Genomic DNA, 18366 nt, shown 5'->3' on the forward strand with positions numbered 1-18366 from the left:
TTCATACAAAAAACCTAGCAACAATCGTTACTAGGTTAAACTTTTTATTGAACTTTCTTTCCACCGACTGCAACACACTCTGGGCAAGTACCGTATACTTCCAAACGGTGCGAATTAACTTCAAAGCCTGTAACTTGAGAAGCGAATTGCTCCACTTCATTTAATCCAGGATAATGAAAATCTACAATTTTGCCGCAACATTCACAAATCATATGATAGTGATCGCCCGTTACAAAATCGAAACGACTTGCTGCGTCTCCGTAAGTAAGCTCTTTAACTAAGCCAACCTCACGAAATACTCGTAAATTATTATATACTGTTGCGACACTCATATTAGGAAACTTGCCGCAAAGTGCTTTGTATATATCATCCGCTGTTGGGTGAATCATACTTTGAATTAGATATTCCAAAATCGCATGACGCTGAGGAGTAATTCGTACACCAGTAGTCTTTAACGTGTCCAGCGCATCCTTTAAATGCATTTCAGACATCGTCATACACCCCTTTTCATACATATTATTAATTTATAATCGTTATAAATAGTGTATCGAATTTATCCTCGAGTTGTCAACAATTGCTTATTCTAATAGAAGTAAAAGTCATTAGATATAATTGCTAATTGAAAATCAATTCAAGCAAAGCTTAACTACCCTAGCAAATTTTCTCAATTAGTATCCTCTAAGAATATCCATCTTATTTTCTAAGTCCCGCTCTCCATTCAACCATTTTCGCAAACTTGGTTTAAAAATATCTAAGCTTCGCTCTACATAACGAGATGAATGACTTGAAAAATGAGGAGATAGAGTTACATTGTCTAAATCCCATAATGGACTATCCGATGGTAAAGGCTCAACTTCATATACATCCAATACGGCATGCTCAATCAATTTGTCTTGGAGTACTTTAATGAGTGTTTCTGTGTCCACTACATCTCCTCGTCCAAAGTTCATGAAGATTGCAGAGTTTTTCATTTTCTCAAAATGCTCACGAGTTAGTAGATGTTTTGTTTCCTTCGTAGATGGTAGTATCGAAATTACAATGTCGGCCTTTGGTAAATGTTGCTTCAAGTCATCCAGCTTATATGTTTCGTTCATATAGGGTGCTTCAGTACCTGAACGGTTGCATCCAATTGTATGAACATCAAATGCCTGTAATATACGTCCGATTTCTCCCCCAATTGCACCTGGACCAATTATAAGGGCTGAGCTGCCGTTTAACTCAGTAGGTCGAGCCTTTTTATTCCATTCTTTCTTTTGTTGCTGCTCATAAATAAATGGCAATACACGTTTTAAAGCTAAAATATGCGCCAGTATCGATTCAGTCATCGGCTTTTTATGTATCCCACGTACATTTGAAACGATAATATTACGTTTTGCGATTGCTTCTGCGGGCATTTTTTCGATTCCCGCTGACGCAACGAAGATCCACTGTAATTTATCTGCATACTGCAAATGCTGTTCTTTTAGATCTTCCCCGTACGTTACTAATATTTCTGCCTGTGCAAGTTTCTCAACATCCAATTTTGTATCAAATAAAAAATCTTCTTGTGAAAACTCTGACAAAAGCGGCTGTTTTAAATCCTCACGTGGTTCAAATGTAAAATAAATCGTTGCCATTATAACTCCCCTTTGAGCACTCATTAATTTGTGCGATTTTTTAAATAGTTTAACACATCTTGAATATGATTTTTCACACGTACTTTTCTCCACTCTTTTTCAACTATACCCTCTTCATTAATTAAAAATGTCGTACGCTCGATGCCCATATATTCCTTACCAAAATTTTTCTTCAATGTCCAAACTCCATATTTCTCCGCCACTTCATGATTCTCATCCACTAATAACGAAAACGGTAATCCGTGCTTTTCGATAAATTTGGTATGTTTCGCTGCATCATCCAAACTCACACCTAAAATAACAGCATTCAAATCTGAAAAATCTTCATATTTATCGCGGAAGTCGCATGCCTGTGTTGTACAGCCCGGTGTTAAATCTTTCGGGTAAAAATAGAGAATAACGTTTTTGCCTTTATAGTCTTCCAGCGAAATCATTTTTCCCTCCTCGTTTTGCAATGTAAATGCTGGTGCTTGTACTTTTTCTAATGTCATGTCTTTTCCCTCCAAATTTTTCTTCTATGATACAAAACAATGCCCGTTGCTTCAATTTCTTTGGCGTTCCCTTTCATTACATACTACAATAGATATGAAATCATTTCATGTAACCTATTTTGGAGGAATAAATTATGAATCATACTAAATCTGAGCAACTTCATGCAGAAGCACTCGAACATATCGTTGGCGGGGTAAATAGTCCATCCCGTTCTTATAAAGCAGTTGGCGGCGGCGCACCTGTTGTCATGGTCCGCGGTAAAGGAGCATACTTTTGGGATGTAGACGGTAATCGTTACATCGATTATTTAGCAGCCTATGGACCGATCGTTACAGGTCATGGTCATCCTCATATCGCAAAAGCTATCACCCATGCCGCAGAAACAGGTGTATTATTCGGTACACCGACAGAGCATGAAATCAAATTCGCAAAAATGTTAAAAGAAGCAATTCCTACATTGGATAAAGTACGTTTTAACAACTCCGGTACAGAAGCCGTGATGACATGTGTCCGTGTAGCACGCGCATTTACAGGCCGTACAAAGATCATTAAATTTGCCGGTTGCTATCACGGTCACTTCGACCAAGTACTTGTTGCTGCGGGATCAGGTCCAGCAACATTAGGTTCGCCTGACTCTGCCGGTGTTCCTCATGCTGTCGCTACGGAAGTAATTACAGTTCCTTTTAACAATAAGGAACAATTCACATTAGCAATGGAAAAATGGGGTAATGATGTTGCAGGGATTTTAATCGAGCCAATCGTTGGCAACTTTGGAATTGTTGAACCGCATAAAGGATTTTTAGAACATGTACATGCATTGGCAAAAGAGTATGGTGCCTTAACAATACACGATGAAGTCATTACAGCTTTCCGTTTCCACTACGGGGCAGCACATACAATGCTTGGCTTAACTCCGGACTTAGTCGCAATGGGGAAAGTAATCGGTGGCGGTCTGCCAATCGGTGCATACGGTGGTCGTAAAGAAGTTATGGAAACAGTAGCTCCACTTGGCCCTACATATCAGGCAGGTACAATGGCCGGAAACCCTGCAAGTATGCAAGCAGGAATTGCATGTCTTGAAGTGTTGCAGCAACCGGGTATTTATGAAGAAATGGATCGCTTAGGTGCTCTTCTTGAAGAAGGTATTTTAGCAGCTGCCCAAAAACATAATGTAACGATTACATTAAACCGTTTAAAAGGCGCATTCGCTATTTACTTCACAGATGTAAAAGTAGAAAACTATGAACAAGCGGAAAACACGGATGGTGAAAAGTTCGGTCGCTTCTTTAAATTAATGTTATCACAAGGCATCAACTTAGCCCCTTCAAAATATGAAGCATGGTTCTTAACGACAGAGCATACCGTAGCTGATATAGAAGAAACATTAAGAGCGGTAGATTACGCATTCTCTCAATTATAGGAACTAAAGCGAAAAGATGCCCTCCAAGTTATTGGAGTATCCGATGCACAAAACATTACTTGAAAGTTTCCCTAGATGCGATATTCTATAATACAAGACAAACAAGAAAGCCACTATAAATTCTTAGTTTATAGTGGCTTCTATATCATAACTCCGCAAGAAAGGAGGAAGTGTACATGAAACTAGGTGCACGTGTATTAAAAACTGGCGTTGCAATCGTCTTTGCTTTATTTTTAGCCCAAATATTAGATGTTCCCTCACCTGTATTTGCTGCTATTGCTGCTGTCTTTGCTATTCAGCCTTCTATTTACCGATCTTATCTTACTATTTTAGAGCAAATACAAGGGAATTTTATCGGCGCCACTGTTGCTGTACTATTCGGTTTACTATTCGGACATCATATCGTTGCAGTCGGTATTGCTGCAATTATCGTAATCGGTCTTATGATGAAATTGAATCTCGAAAAGTCAATTTCACTTGCACTTGTAACTGTTATTGCCATTATGGAAGTGCCTGGTGATGACTTTTTAATGTTTGGCTTAATTCGTTTTGGAACAATTATGCTCGGTGTTTTTGCTGCATTTGTTGTAAATTTAGTATTTTTGCCACCGAAATATGAAGTAAAGCTGTTTAAAAAAATTAACTCCATACAAGATGATATTATTCGTTGGACCCGTCTAGCTGTACGCCAAGCAAGCGAACATACATCTACTAAGATGGCTGTCAATAAATTGGAATCCCGTCTAAATGAATTGGATACAATGTATGGCTTTTTTAGAGAAGAACGCGGCTATTCCAAAAAACATAAATATATTAAAGCACGTAAACTTGTCATATATCGTCAAATGCTATTAACTTCGAAAAAAAGCTATGAATTACTAGTCCGATTGCATAAGCATGAAAACGAACTTGGTAATTTGCCGAGTAAATTCCAAATTATTATTCAGGAACGGCTGGACTTTTTACTAACCTATCATGAACAACTATTATTGAAATATACAGGAAAACTAAGGCCCGAACATTCAAAATGGACGCGGCATGAGGAATATTTACAAGGTAGTGAGCTTATGGAGCAATTCATTAAACAAATTGCTCTCGCTCAGGAAGAGGCTTCTGAAGATGAACAGTTTTCAAGCTACCATTTGCTTTATATTTTATCCAGGATTTTAGATTACGAGGAAAACCTAGAGCATCTGGATACGTTAATCGTTTCCTACCGTAGCTATCATAGCGAGGAAAAAAATCTTAATTTAGAATCAGACTTTTATTAGACGAACTACTTAAAAAGAGAAGATGTGCTTTTGCACACCTCCTCTTTTTAATTTTTCATTTTTGGATCGAGTGCATCTCGTAGCCCATCGCCCATTAAGTTAAATCCGATTACCGTCAACATAATTGCAAGTCCCGGGAATATCATAGCCCACGGTGCATTTAATAAAAACATCCGCGCATCTGCCAACATTTTCCCCCACTCCGGCTGAGGTGCTTCTGCTCCAAGCCCTAAAAATCCAAGTGCTGCAGCTTCAATAATAGCCGTTGCAATCGCCAATGTTCCTTGGACAATTACAGGTGTCATAGAATTAGGTAAGATATGTTTCCACAATATCCTCGTATTTCTCATTCCAATTGCTTTTGCAGCATGAATATATTCCTCTTCCTTAATACTAAGAACTCGTGAACGAATGAGTCGACCAAAGTTCGGTATATTAATAATCGCAATTGCAATTAATGCATTTTGCAAGGAAGGACCTAAAATCGATACAATCGCAATCGCCAATAGTATACTTGGGAATGCGAGCAAAATATCAAATATCCGCGAAATAATTGTATCAACCCAACGACCATAATAACCTGCAATAATTCCCAAAAAGCTACCAGCTACCGCCGAAATTAATACTGCGGACAAACCAACCGTTAAAGAGATTCGAGCACCATGTAAAATTCGCGAAAAAATGTCACGACCTAAATCATCTGTCCCAAACCAAAATTCAGCGGATGGAGGCTGCAAGCGCATACTTAAATTTTGATCATTAATTCCTTGGGGTGCGATAAAGGGACCAACAACCGCAACAAGGACAAAAAATATAACAATTGCACTGCCTACTAAGGCTGATTTACTTTTTTTGAAACTCGTCCACGCTTCCTGCCATGGTCCTTTTACTTCTTCTTCAATTTCAACTTGTCGAACTTGATTTCGTATGATTTCAGTCATGCTATGCGCCTCCCCCCTAGTTGTATTTAATACGTGTATCGATTACTGTATACAAAATATCGACTATCAAATTAATCATGACGAATAAAAAGGCAACAATTAAAATTCCTGACTGAATGACAGGATAATCTCGGAACCCTATCGCTTCATATATATAGCGTCCTATTCCAGGCCAACTAAAAATAGTTTCAGTTAATATGGCACCGCCTAAAAGCATCCCCGTTTGTAAACCTACTACCGTTAACACAGGGATTAATGCATTTTTCAATGCGTGCTTATAAACAACCACAAACATTTTCTGGCCTTTTGCTCGAGCTGTTCGAACAAAATCCGATCGCATAACTTCTAGCATCGACGCTCTCGTCATACGGGCTATAATTGCTGTAGGTATTGTCGCAAGTGCAATACCAGGTAATATTAAATGTTTGATTACATCAACAAACTGATCCCATCTACCTTGCAATAACGTATCAATCAAATAAAAATGTGTAATTGCAGCAATTGGGTCTCGTACTTCCTCACGACCTGAAGTTGGCAACCATCCTAGTTGGATACCAAAAGCCCATTGTTCCATCAATCCTAACCAAAATATTGGCATGGAGACTCCTATTAAAGCAATAACCATCGCCACGTAATCGAACCAGGAATTTTGAAACCATGCGGAAATAATCCCTGCATTTACTCCGACAACAACAGCAATAATCATAGCGAAAAGTGCAAGTTCAAATGTAGCAGCCAAATACGGCCAAATTTCAGAGGCAATCGGTTGTCTTGTTCTTAATGAGTCACCTAAATTACCTGTAAATATTCCTTTTAAATAATCAAAGTATTGAACATACCATGGATTATCGAGCCCTAGCTTTAGGCGAAGCGCTGCTATAGCATCCGCGGTAGCTTGTTGACCTAAAATTACTTGGGCTGGGTCACCAGGAATGGCACGAATAATTAAAAATACTAAAAAGGTCATTCCTAATAATACTGGTATTAAATGCAGTAAACGTTTGCCAATGTAGTGAAGCATGCTCTTCACCCCTTTTATGAATGTATGTTTCTACTAGTAGAAAAAAAGGAGAGGCGTATTACCTCCCCTTTTACTTAAATAAAATCTCTATTATTTAATTGAAACATTCGTTAATTTATCAGAACCTGTAGGATGTGGTTTGAAATCTTGTACTCCCGCTTTAGCTGCAAGTAATGGTGTAGAGTGAGCAAGCGGAACCCACGGTGCATCTTCATGAATAATTTCCTGTGCTTTTTTGTATAAATCATTACGTACATTTTCATCAGTTTCTGACTGTGCTTTAATTAATAACTCATGCACTTCATCATTAGAATAGTACGCATAGTTATTTGAGCCGATATTGTCTTTATCCAATAATGTGTAAATGAAGTTATCTGCATCTCCGTTATCGCCAGTCCATCCAAGCATGAACGCATCTGCTTCTCCATTTTTCGCTTTTTCTAAATATGTCGCCCATTCAAATGTTACGATTTTTGATGGAATACCTACGTCTTCTAAGTTTTTCTGAATAACTTCCGCTACTTTAGCACCGTCCGGCATATATGGACGTGGTACAGGCATAGCCCATAGCTCAATTTCTTTTCCGTCATAGCCAGCTTCTGCCAATAATGCTTTCGCTTTTTCCGGATCATACGGATACGGAGAAATTGCATCGTTATAGCCACTAATTGATGATGGCATCGGGTTTGCTGCAACTTCCGCGCGACCTTCAAAGAATGCATCTACTATTGCTTGTTTATCGATTGCATAGTTAACAGCTTGTCGCACTAATTTGTTATCAAATGGTGCACGTGTATTCGTTAATCCTAAATAGCCAATATTCATTGATGGACGTTCAATAAGCTGTAATTCAGCATCACCTTCCACTGTCTTACCATCAGATGGATTAATACCATCTGCTAAATCAATGTTACCTGCCATTAATTCATTAAGGCGAGCAGAGTTATCTGGAATAGAACGGAAAATAACTTTATCTAATTTAGGTAAACCTTCTTGCCAGTATTCTGTAAACTTCTCAATTGTAATTGAATCATTACGTTTCCAATCTACAAATTTAAATGGTCCAGTTCCTACTGGTTGGTCACCAAAGCTATCACCCGATGCTTCAAATGCAGTTGGTGAAGCAATACCGAACGGGCTCATTGCCAAGTTTTTAAGGAATGGTGCCTGCGGACGGGAAAGTGTGAATACAACAGTGTAATCCCCTTCTGCTGTCACATCTTTAATGATATCTTCCCCTTCAGCTTTAAACATTGAGTTGAAGTAGTAGAAATCCTCTTCTTTTCCACCTTTCCAACGGTTAACATTTTTAATAACCGCTTCAGCATTGAAATCTGTTCCATCATGGAATGTCACGCCTTCCTGAAGCTGGAATGTATACGTTAAGCCATCATCACTTACTTTCCATTCTTTTGCTAAGCCAGGATTGATTGTTGTATCCTGCTCTCCAAAATTCAATAATGTTTCAAAAAGGTTTTGTGTAACTTTAAATGATTCACCATCCGTTACTGTTCCCGGATCAAGTGAAACTGAGTCTGCCCCACGACCAAATACTAAAATTTGAGGTGTTGAAGATTTTGAATCGTCTGTCGCATCGCTTTCTGTATTAGTCGCACTTGAATCTGTACCTGACTCTGATGTTGACGTATCTTCCTCATCAGCACCACAAGCAGCCAAAAATAGAGCCATCATTAATAGCATAATGAGACTTAATGAATACACTTTACCTTTCTTCAATAAAACAACCCCCTAGATTCTTTTTCTTTTAATCTATTATCATTGCGGCGTTTCATATAAATGACACGCAACAGAATGACCCGATTTGATTTTCTGGAGCATAGGAATAACTTGTTTGCATTTTTCCATAGCATGCGGACATCGCGTATGAAAAGTACACCCTGTTGGTGGATTGGATGGGCTCGGAATATCACCCTTTAGTAATAGTTGCTCTCTTTCATATACTGGGTCCGGTATTGGTACAGCGGATAATAACGCTTGTGTATAGGGATGAAGCGGCTCATGATACAGTGATTCACTTTCAGCAATTTCAACGAGCCTTCCTAAATACATCACGCCTACTCTGTCGCTAATATGTCGTACAACACCTAAATCATGTGCAATAAATATATAAGTGAGCTTTAAATCATCCTGCAGTCTTTGCATTAAATTCAATACTTGTGCTTGAATAGATACATCTAATGCGGAGACTGGTTCATCAGCAATAATCAATTTTGGATTGGTCATAAGCGCTCTTGCGATTCCAATACGCTGCCGTTGTCCTCCACTAAATTGATGAGGATAACGCTTCGCATGGTATGAGCTCAGTCCTACAATCTCCAAATATTCTCGAACCTTATTTTTTCTTTCCTTCGCATTGCCGATGCCATGGACAATTAACGGCTCTTCCAAAATTTTTTCTACCGTATGTCTCGGATTTAACGATGCGTACGGGTCTTGAAATACCATTTGTATATCTCTTCGAACTTTTCGCATTTGCTCACTATTTAAATCAGTAAGCTCAATACCATCAAACAACACTTTTCCTTCTGTCGGTTCATGTAAACGCATAATTGCGCGGCCAGTAGTAGATTTTCCGCATCCTGATTCCCCAACAATCCCAAGTGTTTCTCCTTTATAAAGTTCGAATGATACATCATCGACTGCCTTTACATCTCCAACGTGTCTGGCAAACATCCCATGGCGAATCGGAAAATATTTCTTTAAATGATCAACTTTCAGCAGCACTTTCGACATGTGAAATCCCCCCTTCTTCCATATCCAATAAGAAACATCGTGCTCTATGTGCCCCTGATGCATCGTATAGTGGGGGATTGCTGGATAAACACCGATCAAATGCATATTCACAACGCGCTGCAAAACGGCAACCCTCTAAAATAGAGCCTGGTTTCGGTACATTACCTGGAATGGAATAAAGTGTATCCTTTTTATAGCGCATATCAGGTACAGATTGGATGAGCCCTTTCGTGTATGGGTGCTGGGGGTTTTTAAATATTTCATTAACCGGTGCTTCTTCCACAATCTGACCAGCATACATTACAATGACGCGCTCACATGTTTCAGCAACAACCCCTAAATCATGCGTAATTAATAAGACCGCGGTGTTCAATCGTTCATTTAAATCACGCATTAACTTTAAAATTTGGGCTTGTATCGTTACATCCAGTGCAGTTGTGGGTTCATCCGCAATGAGCACTTTTGGATTACATACAAGAGCCATTGCAATCATAACGCGCTGCCTCATTCCACCAGATAGCTGATGTGGATAATCATTAATCAATTGTTCCGCTCTCGGTAATCCTACTAGTTTCATAATTTCTATTGCACGTGCAGTAGATTCTTTTTTCGACCATTTCGGATGATGGATGCGTACCGCTTCAATTAACTGATTTCCAATTGTAAATAATGGATTAAGCGAAGTCATCGGCTCTTGAAAAATCATAGCGATTTCATTGCCACGGATCTTTCGCATTTGTTTATCAGAAAATTTCAAGATATCTTGCCCTTTCAATAAAATACTGCCATTCGTTATTTTCCCTGGAGGGCTTGGTACAAGGCCCATTATGGAAAGAGATGTTACACTTTTCCCACATCCAGACTCTCCTACGATGGCTAGAATTTCCCCCTCATGAATTGAAAAGCTTATTCGATCAACAGCAGCAACCTTTCCACTGTCCGAAAAAAATGTAGTTTCTAACTCTCTCACTTCCAACACAGCTTTTCGACTCATTCAACCACCTCAATATTCTGAAGATTAAAAGTATTTGAAAATATGATATTATACCAATTGGAAATTTACAACATTATCGTGCTATAATTTATTGAATATTATGAATATTAAGCTAATAAAAAAGCTATGCTGAATTATTGTTTCAACATAGCTTTTTGGATTTAATCTAATTTTTGTACTTGGAATAAGTTATAATATGCTCCCTCTTGCTCCATTAGTAGTTGGTGGGTTCCTGCTTCAACTACTTCCCCATGCTCTATAACAAATATATTATGTGCATGGGTAATAGTAGATAGTCGATGCGCAATAATAATTGTCGTACGATCATGTGCTAATCGGTCGAGTGAATCCTGTATAAGTGCTTCACTTTCCAAATCAAGCGCTGAAGTTGCTTCATCCAATACTAATATTGGCGGATTTTTCAAAAATACCCGTGCAATTGCTACACGTTGTTTTTGACCTCCAGAAAGTTTGACTCCCCGCTCACCGACTTTAGTATCATAGCCCTCAGGTAAACTCATAATGAAATCATGAGCATTTGCCGCTTTAGCAGCTGCAACTATTTCTTCATCTGTTGCATTTGGATTACCCATTAAAATATTTTGCTTCACTGAGTCACTAAACAAAATATTATCTTGCAATACTATTCCAATTTGCGAACGTAAAGATTCTATACTTACATCTTTAACATTGTGATCATCAATTTTGACTGCGCCCTCTGTTACATCATAAAAACGTGGGATTAAGCTGACAATGGTTGATTTCCCTCCACCGCTCATCCCGACAAAGGCAACAGTTTGTCCCGGCTCAATGGTAAAGTCCACATTATTCAAAATTATTTTCCCATCTTTTTCGTATTGGAAAGTGACATTTTCAAATTGAAGTTTACCCTTTGCTGGTGGAAGTAGCAGTGCATTCGGTTTATTTTGGACATCGTATTTTTCGTCCATTAACTCAAACATCCGATCCATCGAGGCAATAGATTGTGTCAATGTTGTTGACGAGCTTACTAAACGACGTAAAGGACCATAAAGGCGTTCAATATATGCATAAAAAGCAACGAGTACACCAATTGAAAGTGCACCTTGTAAATATTGGTAACCTGCATATCCGATAACGATTAACGGTGCCATATCTGTAATCGTATTAACGACAGCAAAAGACTTCGCATTCCAACGCGAGTGGGCTAATGCTTTATTTAAAAACTCACCATTTGTATCATCAAATATTTTTTGCTCATGCTTTTCTAATGTGAAACTTTTTATAATGCTCATCCCTGCGACGCGCTCATGTAAATAACTTTGAACGCCTGCTAATGCCTGTGATCTATCCTTAGTTAACCTTCTTAATTTCCCAAAGAAAAACTTCACACTAAAAGCGTAAAACGGAAGTGCAATTAACGAAACAATTGTCAGCTTTACATCCATCGTAAACATAATGGCAATGACGATTAAAATTGTTGCTAAATCCAACCATAAATTCATTAACCCTGTCATGACAAAGTTTTTGGTTTGCTCGACATCATTAATTACCCTTGAAATTACTTCTCCAGCTCGGGTATTTGCATAATATTTTAAACTCAATTTCTGTAAGTGCCCATACAATTCTTTACGTATATCAAATAATATATTATTACTTAAATTTTGCGCAAAGTATTGACGGTAATATTCGATTGGTGGTCGAATAATAAAGAATACAACGAGCGCAATACCAATCCATGTAAATAGCTGCCTCGTTTTTTCTTCTGTAGAAAGACCATCTTTTAATAAGATATCATCTATAATTATTTGCAGTAGCCATGGTAAAAACAGCGGAATTGCAAATTTAAGTATACCGATAACGATTGTTAAAAATAAGAGCATTTTATACGGCTTTACGAACCGCATATAACGTTTAATACTATCCAATGCAAAGAACACTTCCCCTCAGAAATTTTGCAACAGCAACTATCATATCATAATTTTTCAATTACTATTTATAGTTGGACTTTACCCAAAAGAAAAACACAAGCAACCTAAAAAGTCACTTGTGTTTTGTTTACTCTTTATTTGCCTGAATTTCACTTAATAGCTCATAGCGGTTTGTCCACGACTCTATAAAGTCTGGAGCAAATGGGCCACGACGCTGTTCAATCCAGCTCAGTAATGTTTTGACATTACGCTTTAAAATTTTATCAATGACTTCAGGATAATTCATTTCCAATTTGTGCTGCTCATATTCATCTTCATCCAACAATGCATGACTCATATCAGGAAACACCTTTACATCCAAATCATAGTCAATATACTTTAAGCAATTATTATCAAACACAAATGGTGAACTAATGTTGCAGTAGTAATACACTCCATCTTCACGCAGCATACAAATAATATTAAACCAATGCTCAGCATGGAAGTAACAAATCGATGGCTCACGCGTTAACCATGTGCGACCATCCGATTCAGTTACAAGAGTTTTTTCATTCGCACCGATAATGATATTTTTTGTTGCCTTTAATACCATCGTTTCTTGCCAGACACGGTGGATATTACCATTGTGCTTATAACTATGTATTTGGATTGTTTCTCCTTCAACCGGTAATGCCATCTTAAAGCCCACCTTTTCGTCTTAGCTGTCTTTATTGTATTATAACAATGCTTTAACAAAACTTGTAGTTAGAATGCAATTATTTTCAATTTTGTGTGAAAAATTCGGAAAAACGATAATGGTTGATCCAAAAACAAAGAGGATGCTCTGAAAGTCGACACTTTCAGAACACCCTCTTCTACTTCAAATTAGAAGTTATTGTTATTACGCTTATTAAATTGAGCGTTACGTTGTTCTTGCTCACGATTTTGTTTTTGGTTTTGTCGTTGAACTTCATTAAAATTCAACTCTTGACCAAATTCTTCGTTATTATTTTGTTGATTTTGGTTTTGGTTTTGCTTTTGGTTTTGGTTAAAATTATTAAAATTTAGATCCTCACCAAATTCCTCACGATTGTTTTGGTTTTGGAATTGGTTTTGGTTTTGTTGTTGGTTATTGCGGTTTTGTTGGTTATTGTTTTGATCGTTTCGTTTCATATTTTTTCACCTCCATGACCATTATTGTGGTCGGAGGTAGAATAAATTATGCGCTATTTTTTTCATGTTAACTTTCCCCAAATTTTTAACATCGGCACAGGCATCGGGATACTTTCAATTTGCTCTTTCGTCAAAAAGGCTGTATTTAACTGGCTCAATTCACCAGTTTCAATTGCATCAACTAAATAACTGCTAATATGCCATTTCAAATGGGAAAACACATGTTTAAAACTAATTATTGGCTCGACTAATTCCCTATTAAGGATCACGTTATATTGTTTTTCAACTTTGGTTAAACTATTTTCAACTTCATCACGCTCAACCATTATAAACTGCCACATGTTTGCAAGCAGCCCTTCTTCCATCCTTTTCTCCATAAGGTAACTTCCATCTTTATTGCGAATTACGTAGACATCGTAATGTATGTCTTTCGTCTTTAACTTTTTGGACTTTACCGGTAAGCTTGCCGGGTTACCTTCATGAAAGGCAGTGCAATAATCACGGACTGGACATAATAGGCATTTTGGTGACGTTGGAGTACAGATTAATGCTCCTAATTCCATTAATCCTTGGTTAAAGGCGGAGGGATTTTCTACATCAATTAACTTTGTTACTGCCTCTTCAAAAATTTTCTTCGTTTTTGGTAATGCAATATCTGCATCAATATTTAACACGCGACTCAATACGCGCATAACATTCCCATCAACAGCATGCTCCGGTTTACCATAAGCAATACTTAAAATTGCGCCTGCTGTATATGGTCCCACACCTTTTAACTTTGAAATATCTACTCGATTATCCGGTACTTTACCGCCGTATACTTCGACAACTTCTCTAACACCAGCCTGTAAATTGCGCACACGGGAATAATAGCCAAGACCTTCCCACATCTTAAGAAGCTCTTCTTCCGGCGTATACGCTAAACTTTCCGCTGTCGGATATTTTTCTATAAATCGGCTGTAGTATGGGATTACCGTGTCAACCCTTGTTTGTTGAAGCATCACTTCAGAAACCCAAATTTGATAGGGCTCTTTCGTATGACGCCACGGCAAATCTCGTTGTTCCTCTAAATACCATGTAACTAATGCTTTGCGAAATTGTTTTATATATGGATAGTTCAAAATGTCCTCCAAAAATTCGATTTTATTTCCTTAAAAAAGGGTATATTATTAAATAAATTACGTTGAGGCTTACCTTCTTTAATGTTTATACATTGAAATAAGCTATATATTTCCGTTCTCGAACGGTTTGATGATCGAGGGGATGATAACTTTGGATTCAGGCACACATTTTGTTATGGGTATTGCTATTGGTGGCCTAGCACTTGTTGACCAAACTGTTGCTAGCCATTCAATAACATTTACCGCTGTTATGGCCGGAACGATTATTGGTCAGCAGGCACCTGATATTGATACGGTTTTAAAATTTCGCAATAACGCAATCTATATACGGCATCATCGGGGAATTACACACTCGATCCCTGCTGTTTTATTATGGCCTTTATTAATAACAGGTGCACTAGCCATTATTCTACCTGACGCTCATTTGTTTAATGTATGGTTATGGACTCAGATTGCAGTATTTTTACATGTCTTTGTTGACATTTTTAATGCATACGGTACCCAAGCTTTACGCCCATTCTCAAAAAAATGGGTAGCACTCGGTGTTATCAATACATTCGATCCTTTTATATTTGGGTTTCATTGTATAGGTATTCTACTTTGGCTATTCGGTACAGAGCCCGTTTTAACATTTACTATAATGTATCTAATAATTTTTGTTTACTATATTTTACGCTTTGCCATTCAAAAGGCAATTAAGTCTACCGTTCATCACGAGTTGCAAGATGAGGAATTCGTTATTGTGGCTCCGACTATGCGTTTCTTCCATTGGAAAATAGCTGCAAAGTCAAAAACGCATTTTTACGTAGGCCGTGCTTATCGAAGAACTGTCAACATCTATGACAAGTTCAAAATTGAGCCTATTCCAAAAACAGAGCTCGTTGCAAAGGCGATAAAAGATCCGAATCTTGATGCGTTTTTATCATTTTCCCCACTCTATAGATGGGAGATTTCCGAGCTTGAAAATGGAATAACGGAGCTTCGATTAATTGATTTGCGCTATCGCAGTAACGACCGCTACCCATTCGTTGCCGTCGCACATTTAGATAAAGAACTTAACATCGTAAATTCTTATACAGGTTGGATATTTACGGAAGAAAAGTTACAAAAGCGTTTACAAATAGGAGCTGGAAATGAATAAATGACATATCCTCTTAAACCAACTCATATTGGTAGTTATTAAACGGGGAAAACCACCAGTATAAACTGGTGGTTTTTTAGTTCACTGTATCTTCACTATCATTCAATAAATGAGCATATTTTGGATTTTTCGCTGCGAATAGGTGAAGCTTATCTCCATAACTTTCAATTAACTGACTGACTAATTGTCCTGTATATTCCGTGCCGCGATAACTTGCACCGGCCTTTGCCGAAGTTGATTCAAAATCACTGCATAAAAGTTCCACCCATGTACGGGCGCGACCTGTTGGCAAGTTTGGATTTTTGTCTAAAAGTTGCTTTGTCAGTTTTTGATAAATCTCTTCCATTTTACTTCCCTTCCTTTACCGGACGTAACATTGATACGGGTAATGCCTCTTCAAAGCGTTCAGAACCTAATCGGTGTCCCCATGCGAAACGCCCTTTTAAATAATCTACTTGAAAAAATTCACCTGGCGAACCATTTAAACGATATAACTCCCCGGGAATAATTGTTGAAAGATCTACTAAATAGGCTTCAGCCATCAGTGCTTTGCGCTCAAAAACCGCGTATTCATTTACTATCCCTAATTGCTCAGCTTTTCGTGCTCTTTCACGTAAATTGGCAACTTCTTGGCGTAATTCTTGTTCCGACATTCTACTATAAGTTAATTCATTCATTTTGGTGTTGCTCCTTTTGATCAATATATTCTTTTATTTTCTCTATCGGAAAGCCCTTTTGATACAGAGCTTGCTTAACTTTTTGATGTAGCTCAAAACCAGTTAGCTTCGATGCATATTTGCGCCAAAGTTTATCGCCCTGATTTTCGATTAATAGCTCCCATTCTTCATCATGGCGTTCAAGTTTTATTTGTTCAATTATTTCAGTCACTATGGAATAAGAATATCCTTTGCGGAGGAGTACATCCTGGATTTTTTGTTTCACTTGAGTCGGTGTTTTGTTTTCATTGGACCTAATTGCTTTTTCTGCTAGTTCCATTGCAATCTTCAGTTGCTCATCATGACTAAACGTTCCCAATACTTGTTGCTGCAGTTCTTTGTCGATGCCTTTCTTTATGAAGTCTTGGCGGATAGCTGCGGGACCTTTTTTGGCAGTACGCTTTCTCGTTTCAAGAAGTGCTTTTGAATAACTTTCATCATTCAAAAAACCTAAGCCCGTTAGTTTATGAATAGCTTCCTGAATGACAGCTTCCCCATAACCTAATTGTAACAGCTTTGTTTTCACTTCATACTTACTGCGCATTTGAAAGCTTAAAAAATTCAGCGCCTTATTAAATGCCTTTGCAATCTCATCTTCATATTGTATTTCATCTATTTCCATCTGCTCAAGTACTTTGCCTTTTTGCAGACCAAATTTAATAAGTGTACCTTCATCGACCGCAAATGAATATTTTTCGTTTAAATATATATTATAACGTTGTTGATTGTTTTTTTGCCGTCCGATTTTTGTTATTACTTGCACTATGCACACCTCACAATAACCTTGTTCATTCTAGTATACATGTTTTTACTTTCTCTTTCATGAAACGGTATACTTAACTAACTAGACTAATTAAAGGAAGGTGTTATTTGTGAGAGTTGCTATTGCAGGCGGGACAGGAATGGTTGGTCGTAAATTAAGTAAGCGGCTAATTGAAAACGGACATGACGTAATAATATTGACACGTGGCGAGCAACAGTTTAAAAACGGTATTCAGTACATTCAATGGTTAAATGACGACGCGACCCCTGAGCTTTATGTTGAAAACACTGATGTTTTTATAAATTTGGCTGGTGTATCTTTAAACGATGGTCGATGGACAGAAGAACAAAAGGAAAAGATTTATAACAGTCGAATGGATGCAACAGATGAAGTAATCCGTATATTGCAACACTTACAATATAAACCTCAAATTTTAATTAATGCGAGCGCAGTCGGGATTTATCCGGTATCGGAAACTGCTGTCTACACAGAGCAGTCTGATGAAAAAGCAAATGATTTTTTAGGACAAGTTGTCGCACACTGGGAAGAAAAAGCACTTCAAGCTGAGCAACTTGGTATTCGGACTTGCTTAACTCGGTTTGGTGTCATTTTACAAAACGGTGAAGGCGCATTGCCTATGATGGTGCTTCCTTATCAACTAGGCATCGGCGGCACTATCGGATCGGGTAACCAGTGGCTAAGTTGGATTCATATAGAAGATGTAGTAAGAGCTATGCTGTTGCTAATTTCAGATGAAAACTTATCCGGACCAATTAATTTTACAACACCGAATGTTAAAAGAATGAGAGAATTCGGAAAATCAATTAGCTTAGCACTAAATCGTCCTCATTGGCTTCCTGTTCCAAGCACAGTTTTAAAGCTTGCACTTGGTGAAAAAAGTATTCTTGTACTTGAAGGGCAGCACGTATTTCCGGAAAAGTTATTAAATGCAAATTTTGAATTTCAGTTCGTATCGGTCGAAGATGCCATTCGTAATTTATATAAATGAATAAAACGTGGCATTTCACGCAACCTACTTGTAAAAGGAGGTTAC

General features: G+C 37.9%; 19 protein-coding genes. 4 read left to right on the plus strand and 15 right to left on the minus strand.

Annotated features, from left to right (window positions below):
- Window positions 1-44 precede the first annotated feature (44 nt).
- The 3 genes from perR to bcp all read right to left on the minus strand — a co-directional run bounded on the left by perR (window position 45) and on the right by bcp (window position 2107).
- The gene (gene perR, locus MKY13_RS17320) at window positions 45-491 is read right to left on the minus strand and encodes a peroxide-responsive transcriptional repressor PerR (protein WP_191701028.1); all 447 of its coding nucleotides are present in this window, start codon (window positions 489-491) and stop codon (window positions 45-47) included.
- A gap of 177 nt (window positions 492-668) precedes the next feature.
- A complete protein-coding gene (locus tag MKY13_RS17325) occupies window positions 669-1616 on the minus strand; it encodes a D-2-hydroxyacid dehydrogenase (RefSeq protein WP_191701027.1) in 948 nt (315 codons plus the stop codon).
- Window positions 1617-1639: 23 nt separating this feature from the next.
- Window positions 1640-2107: a thioredoxin-dependent thiol peroxidase gene (bcp, locus tag MKY13_RS17330; RefSeq protein ID WP_191701026.1), complete on the minus strand. Its 468-nt coding sequence runs from the start codon at window positions 2105-2107 to the stop codon at window positions 1640-1642.
- Window positions 2108-2241: 134 nt separating this feature from the next.
- Here bcp and MKY13_RS17335 point away from each other — a divergent pair, with 134 nt between their 5' ends.
- Entirely contained in the window at window positions 2242-3528 is a 1287-nt protein-coding gene (locus MKY13_RS17335) for a glutamate-1-semialdehyde 2,1-aminomutase (RefSeq protein ID WP_191701025.1), read from the plus strand.
- Window positions 3529-3704: 176 nt separating this feature from the next.
- The gene (locus tag MKY13_RS17340; protein WP_191701024.1) at window positions 3705-4799 is read left to right on the plus strand and encodes an aromatic acid exporter family protein; all 1095 of its coding nucleotides are present in this window, start codon (window positions 3705-3707) and stop codon (window positions 4797-4799) included.
- A gap of 47 nt (window positions 4800-4846) precedes the next feature.
- Here the strand turns inward: MKY13_RS17340 and MKY13_RS17345 are convergent, their stop codons facing one another.
- The 9 genes from MKY13_RS17345 to mutY all read right to left on the minus strand — a co-directional run bounded on the left by MKY13_RS17345 (window position 4847) and on the right by mutY (window position 14692).
- A complete protein-coding gene (locus MKY13_RS17345) occupies window positions 4847-5740 on the minus strand; it encodes an ABC transporter permease (protein ID WP_191701023.1) in 894 nt (297 codons plus the stop codon).
- Between the two features lie 16 nt (window positions 5741-5756).
- Window positions 5757-6761 carry an ABC transporter permease gene (locus tag MKY13_RS17350; RefSeq protein ID WP_191701022.1) on the minus strand — a complete coding sequence of 335 codons (1005 nt, stop codon included), beginning with the start codon at window positions 6759-6761 and terminating at the stop codon, window positions 5757-5759.
- A gap of 90 nt (window positions 6762-6851) precedes the next feature.
- A complete protein-coding gene (locus tag MKY13_RS17355; RefSeq protein WP_191701021.1) occupies window positions 6852-8498 on the minus strand; it encodes an ABC transporter substrate-binding protein in 1647 nt (548 codons plus the stop codon).
- Window positions 8499-8537: 39 nt separating this feature from the next.
- Window positions 8538-9515: a dipeptide ABC transporter ATP-binding protein gene (locus tag MKY13_RS17360; protein WP_191701020.1), complete on the minus strand. Its 978-nt coding sequence runs from the start codon at window positions 9513-9515 to the stop codon at window positions 8538-8540.
- Window positions 9490-10509, minus strand: a complete 1020-nt coding sequence (locus MKY13_RS17365; protein WP_191701019.1) for an ABC transporter ATP-binding protein — start codon at window positions 10507-10509, stop codon at window positions 9490-9492. The genes MKY13_RS17360 and MKY13_RS17365 overlap by 26 nt, the downstream gene beginning before the upstream one ends.
- Window positions 10510-10670: 161 nt before the next feature.
- The gene (locus MKY13_RS17370; RefSeq protein ID WP_339214126.1) at window positions 10671-12416 is read right to left on the minus strand and encodes an ABC transporter ATP-binding protein; all 1746 of its coding nucleotides are present in this window, start codon (window positions 12414-12416) and stop codon (window positions 10671-10673) included.
- Window positions 12417-12546: 130 nt separating this feature from the next.
- Window positions 12547-13095 carry a DUF402 domain-containing protein gene (locus MKY13_RS17375; protein WP_191701017.1) on the minus strand — a complete coding sequence of 183 codons (549 nt, stop codon included), beginning with the start codon at window positions 13093-13095 and terminating at the stop codon, window positions 12547-12549.
- Window positions 13096-13283: 188 nt separating this feature from the next.
- The gene (locus tag MKY13_RS17380) at window positions 13284-13571 is read right to left on the minus strand and encodes a hypothetical protein (RefSeq protein WP_339214129.1); all 288 of its coding nucleotides are present in this window, start codon (window positions 13569-13571) and stop codon (window positions 13284-13286) included.
- A 62-nt stretch (window positions 13572-13633) separates the two neighbouring features.
- Window positions 13634-14692 carry an A/G-specific adenine glycosylase gene (gene mutY, locus MKY13_RS17385; RefSeq protein WP_339214131.1) on the minus strand — a complete coding sequence of 353 codons (1059 nt, stop codon included), beginning with the start codon at window positions 14690-14692 and terminating at the stop codon, window positions 13634-13636.
- Between the two features lie 151 nt (window positions 14693-14843).
- Between mutY and MKY13_RS17390 the strand changes: the two genes are divergently transcribed.
- Window positions 14844-15833 (plus strand): metal-dependent hydrolase, encoded by a 990-nt coding sequence (locus tag MKY13_RS17390; protein WP_339214133.1) that lies wholly within the window; start codon window positions 14844-14846, stop codon window positions 15831-15833.
- Window positions 15834-15909: 76 nt separating this feature from the next.
- Here MKY13_RS17390 and MKY13_RS17395 read toward each other — a convergent pair whose 3' ends face one another.
- From MKY13_RS17395 to recX, 3 genes are read right to left on the minus strand one after another with little or no spacing between them, the layout of a single operon-like run.
- Window positions 15910-16179 (minus strand): YfhJ family protein, encoded by a 270-nt coding sequence (locus tag MKY13_RS17395; RefSeq protein ID WP_191701013.1) that lies wholly within the window; start codon window positions 16177-16179, stop codon window positions 15910-15912.
- 1 nt (window position 16180) lies between these two features.
- Complete coding sequence (locus MKY13_RS17400; protein WP_191701012.1) at window positions 16181-16510, minus strand: YfhH family protein; 330 nt, start codon at window positions 16508-16510, stop codon at window positions 16181-16183.
- A complete protein-coding gene (gene recX / locus MKY13_RS17405) occupies window positions 16503-17312 on the minus strand; it encodes a recombination regulator RecX (RefSeq protein ID WP_339214136.1) in 810 nt (269 codons plus the stop codon). Before recX ends, MKY13_RS17400 begins: the two co-directional genes overlap by 8 nt.
- A gap of 109 nt (window positions 17313-17421) precedes the next feature.
- Between recX and MKY13_RS17410 the strand changes: the two genes are divergently transcribed.
- A complete protein-coding gene (locus MKY13_RS17410) occupies window positions 17422-18321 on the plus strand; it encodes a TIGR01777 family oxidoreductase (RefSeq protein WP_339214138.1) in 900 nt (299 codons plus the stop codon).
- Window positions 18322-18366 lie beyond the last annotated feature (45 nt).

The sequence above is a fragment of the Solibacillus sp. FSL W8-0372 genome, from assembly GCF_037969735.1.
Lineage (GTDB): Bacteria > Bacillota > Bacilli > Bacillales_A > Planococcaceae > Solibacillus > Solibacillus faecavium.

What these genes read in the sequence shown, in the direction of transcription:
- MKY13_RS17380 (WP_339214129.1), bottom strand. Translation starts at nt 13,571, where the DNA reads ATGAAACGAAACGATCAAAACAATAACCAACAAAACCGCAATAACCAA.
- MKY13_RS17335 (WP_191701025.1), top strand. Translation starts at nt 2,242, where the DNA reads ATGAATCATACTAAATCTGAGCAACTTCATGCAGAAGCACTCGAACAT.
- MKY13_RS17345 (WP_191701023.1), bottom strand. Translation starts at nt 5,740, where the DNA reads ATGACTGAAATCATACGAAATCAAGTTCGACAAGTTGAAATTGAAGAA.
- MKY13_RS17395 (WP_191701013.1), bottom strand. Translation starts at nt 16,179, where the DNA reads ATGGAAGAGATTTATCAAAAACTGACAAAGCAACTTTTAGACAAAAAT.
- MKY13_RS17325 (WP_191701027.1), bottom strand. Translation starts at nt 1,616, where the DNA reads ATGGCAACGATTTATTTTACATTTGAACCACGTGAGGATTTAAAACAG.
- perR (WP_191701028.1), bottom strand. Translation starts at nt 491, where the DNA reads ATGTCTGAAATGCATTTAAAGGATGCGCTGGACACGTTAAAGACTACT.
- MKY13_RS17360 (WP_191701020.1), bottom strand. Translation starts at nt 9,515, where the DNA reads ATGTCGAAAGTGCTGCTGAAAGTTGATCATTTAAAGAAATATTTTCCG.
- MKY13_RS17350 (WP_191701022.1), bottom strand. Translation starts at nt 6,761, where the DNA reads ATGCTTCACTACATTGGCAAACGTTTACTGCATTTAATACCAGTATTA.
- MKY13_RS17365 (WP_191701019.1), bottom strand. Translation starts at nt 10,509, where the DNA reads ATGAGTCGAAAAGCTGTGTTGGAAGTGAGAGAGTTAGAAACTACATTT.
- MKY13_RS17400 (WP_191701012.1), bottom strand. Translation starts at nt 16,510, where the DNA reads ATGAATGAATTAACTTATAGTAGAATGTCGGAACAAGAATTACGCCAA.
- MKY13_RS17340 (WP_191701024.1), top strand. Translation starts at nt 3,705, where the DNA reads ATGAAACTAGGTGCACGTGTATTAAAAACTGGCGTTGCAATCGTCTTT.
- MKY13_RS17375 (WP_191701017.1), bottom strand. Translation starts at nt 13,095, where the DNA reads ATGGCATTACCGGTTGAAGGAGAAACAATCCAAATACATAGTTATAAG.
- bcp (WP_191701026.1), bottom strand. Translation starts at nt 2,107, where the DNA reads ATGACATTAGAAAAAGTACAAGCACCAGCATTTACATTGCAAAACGAG.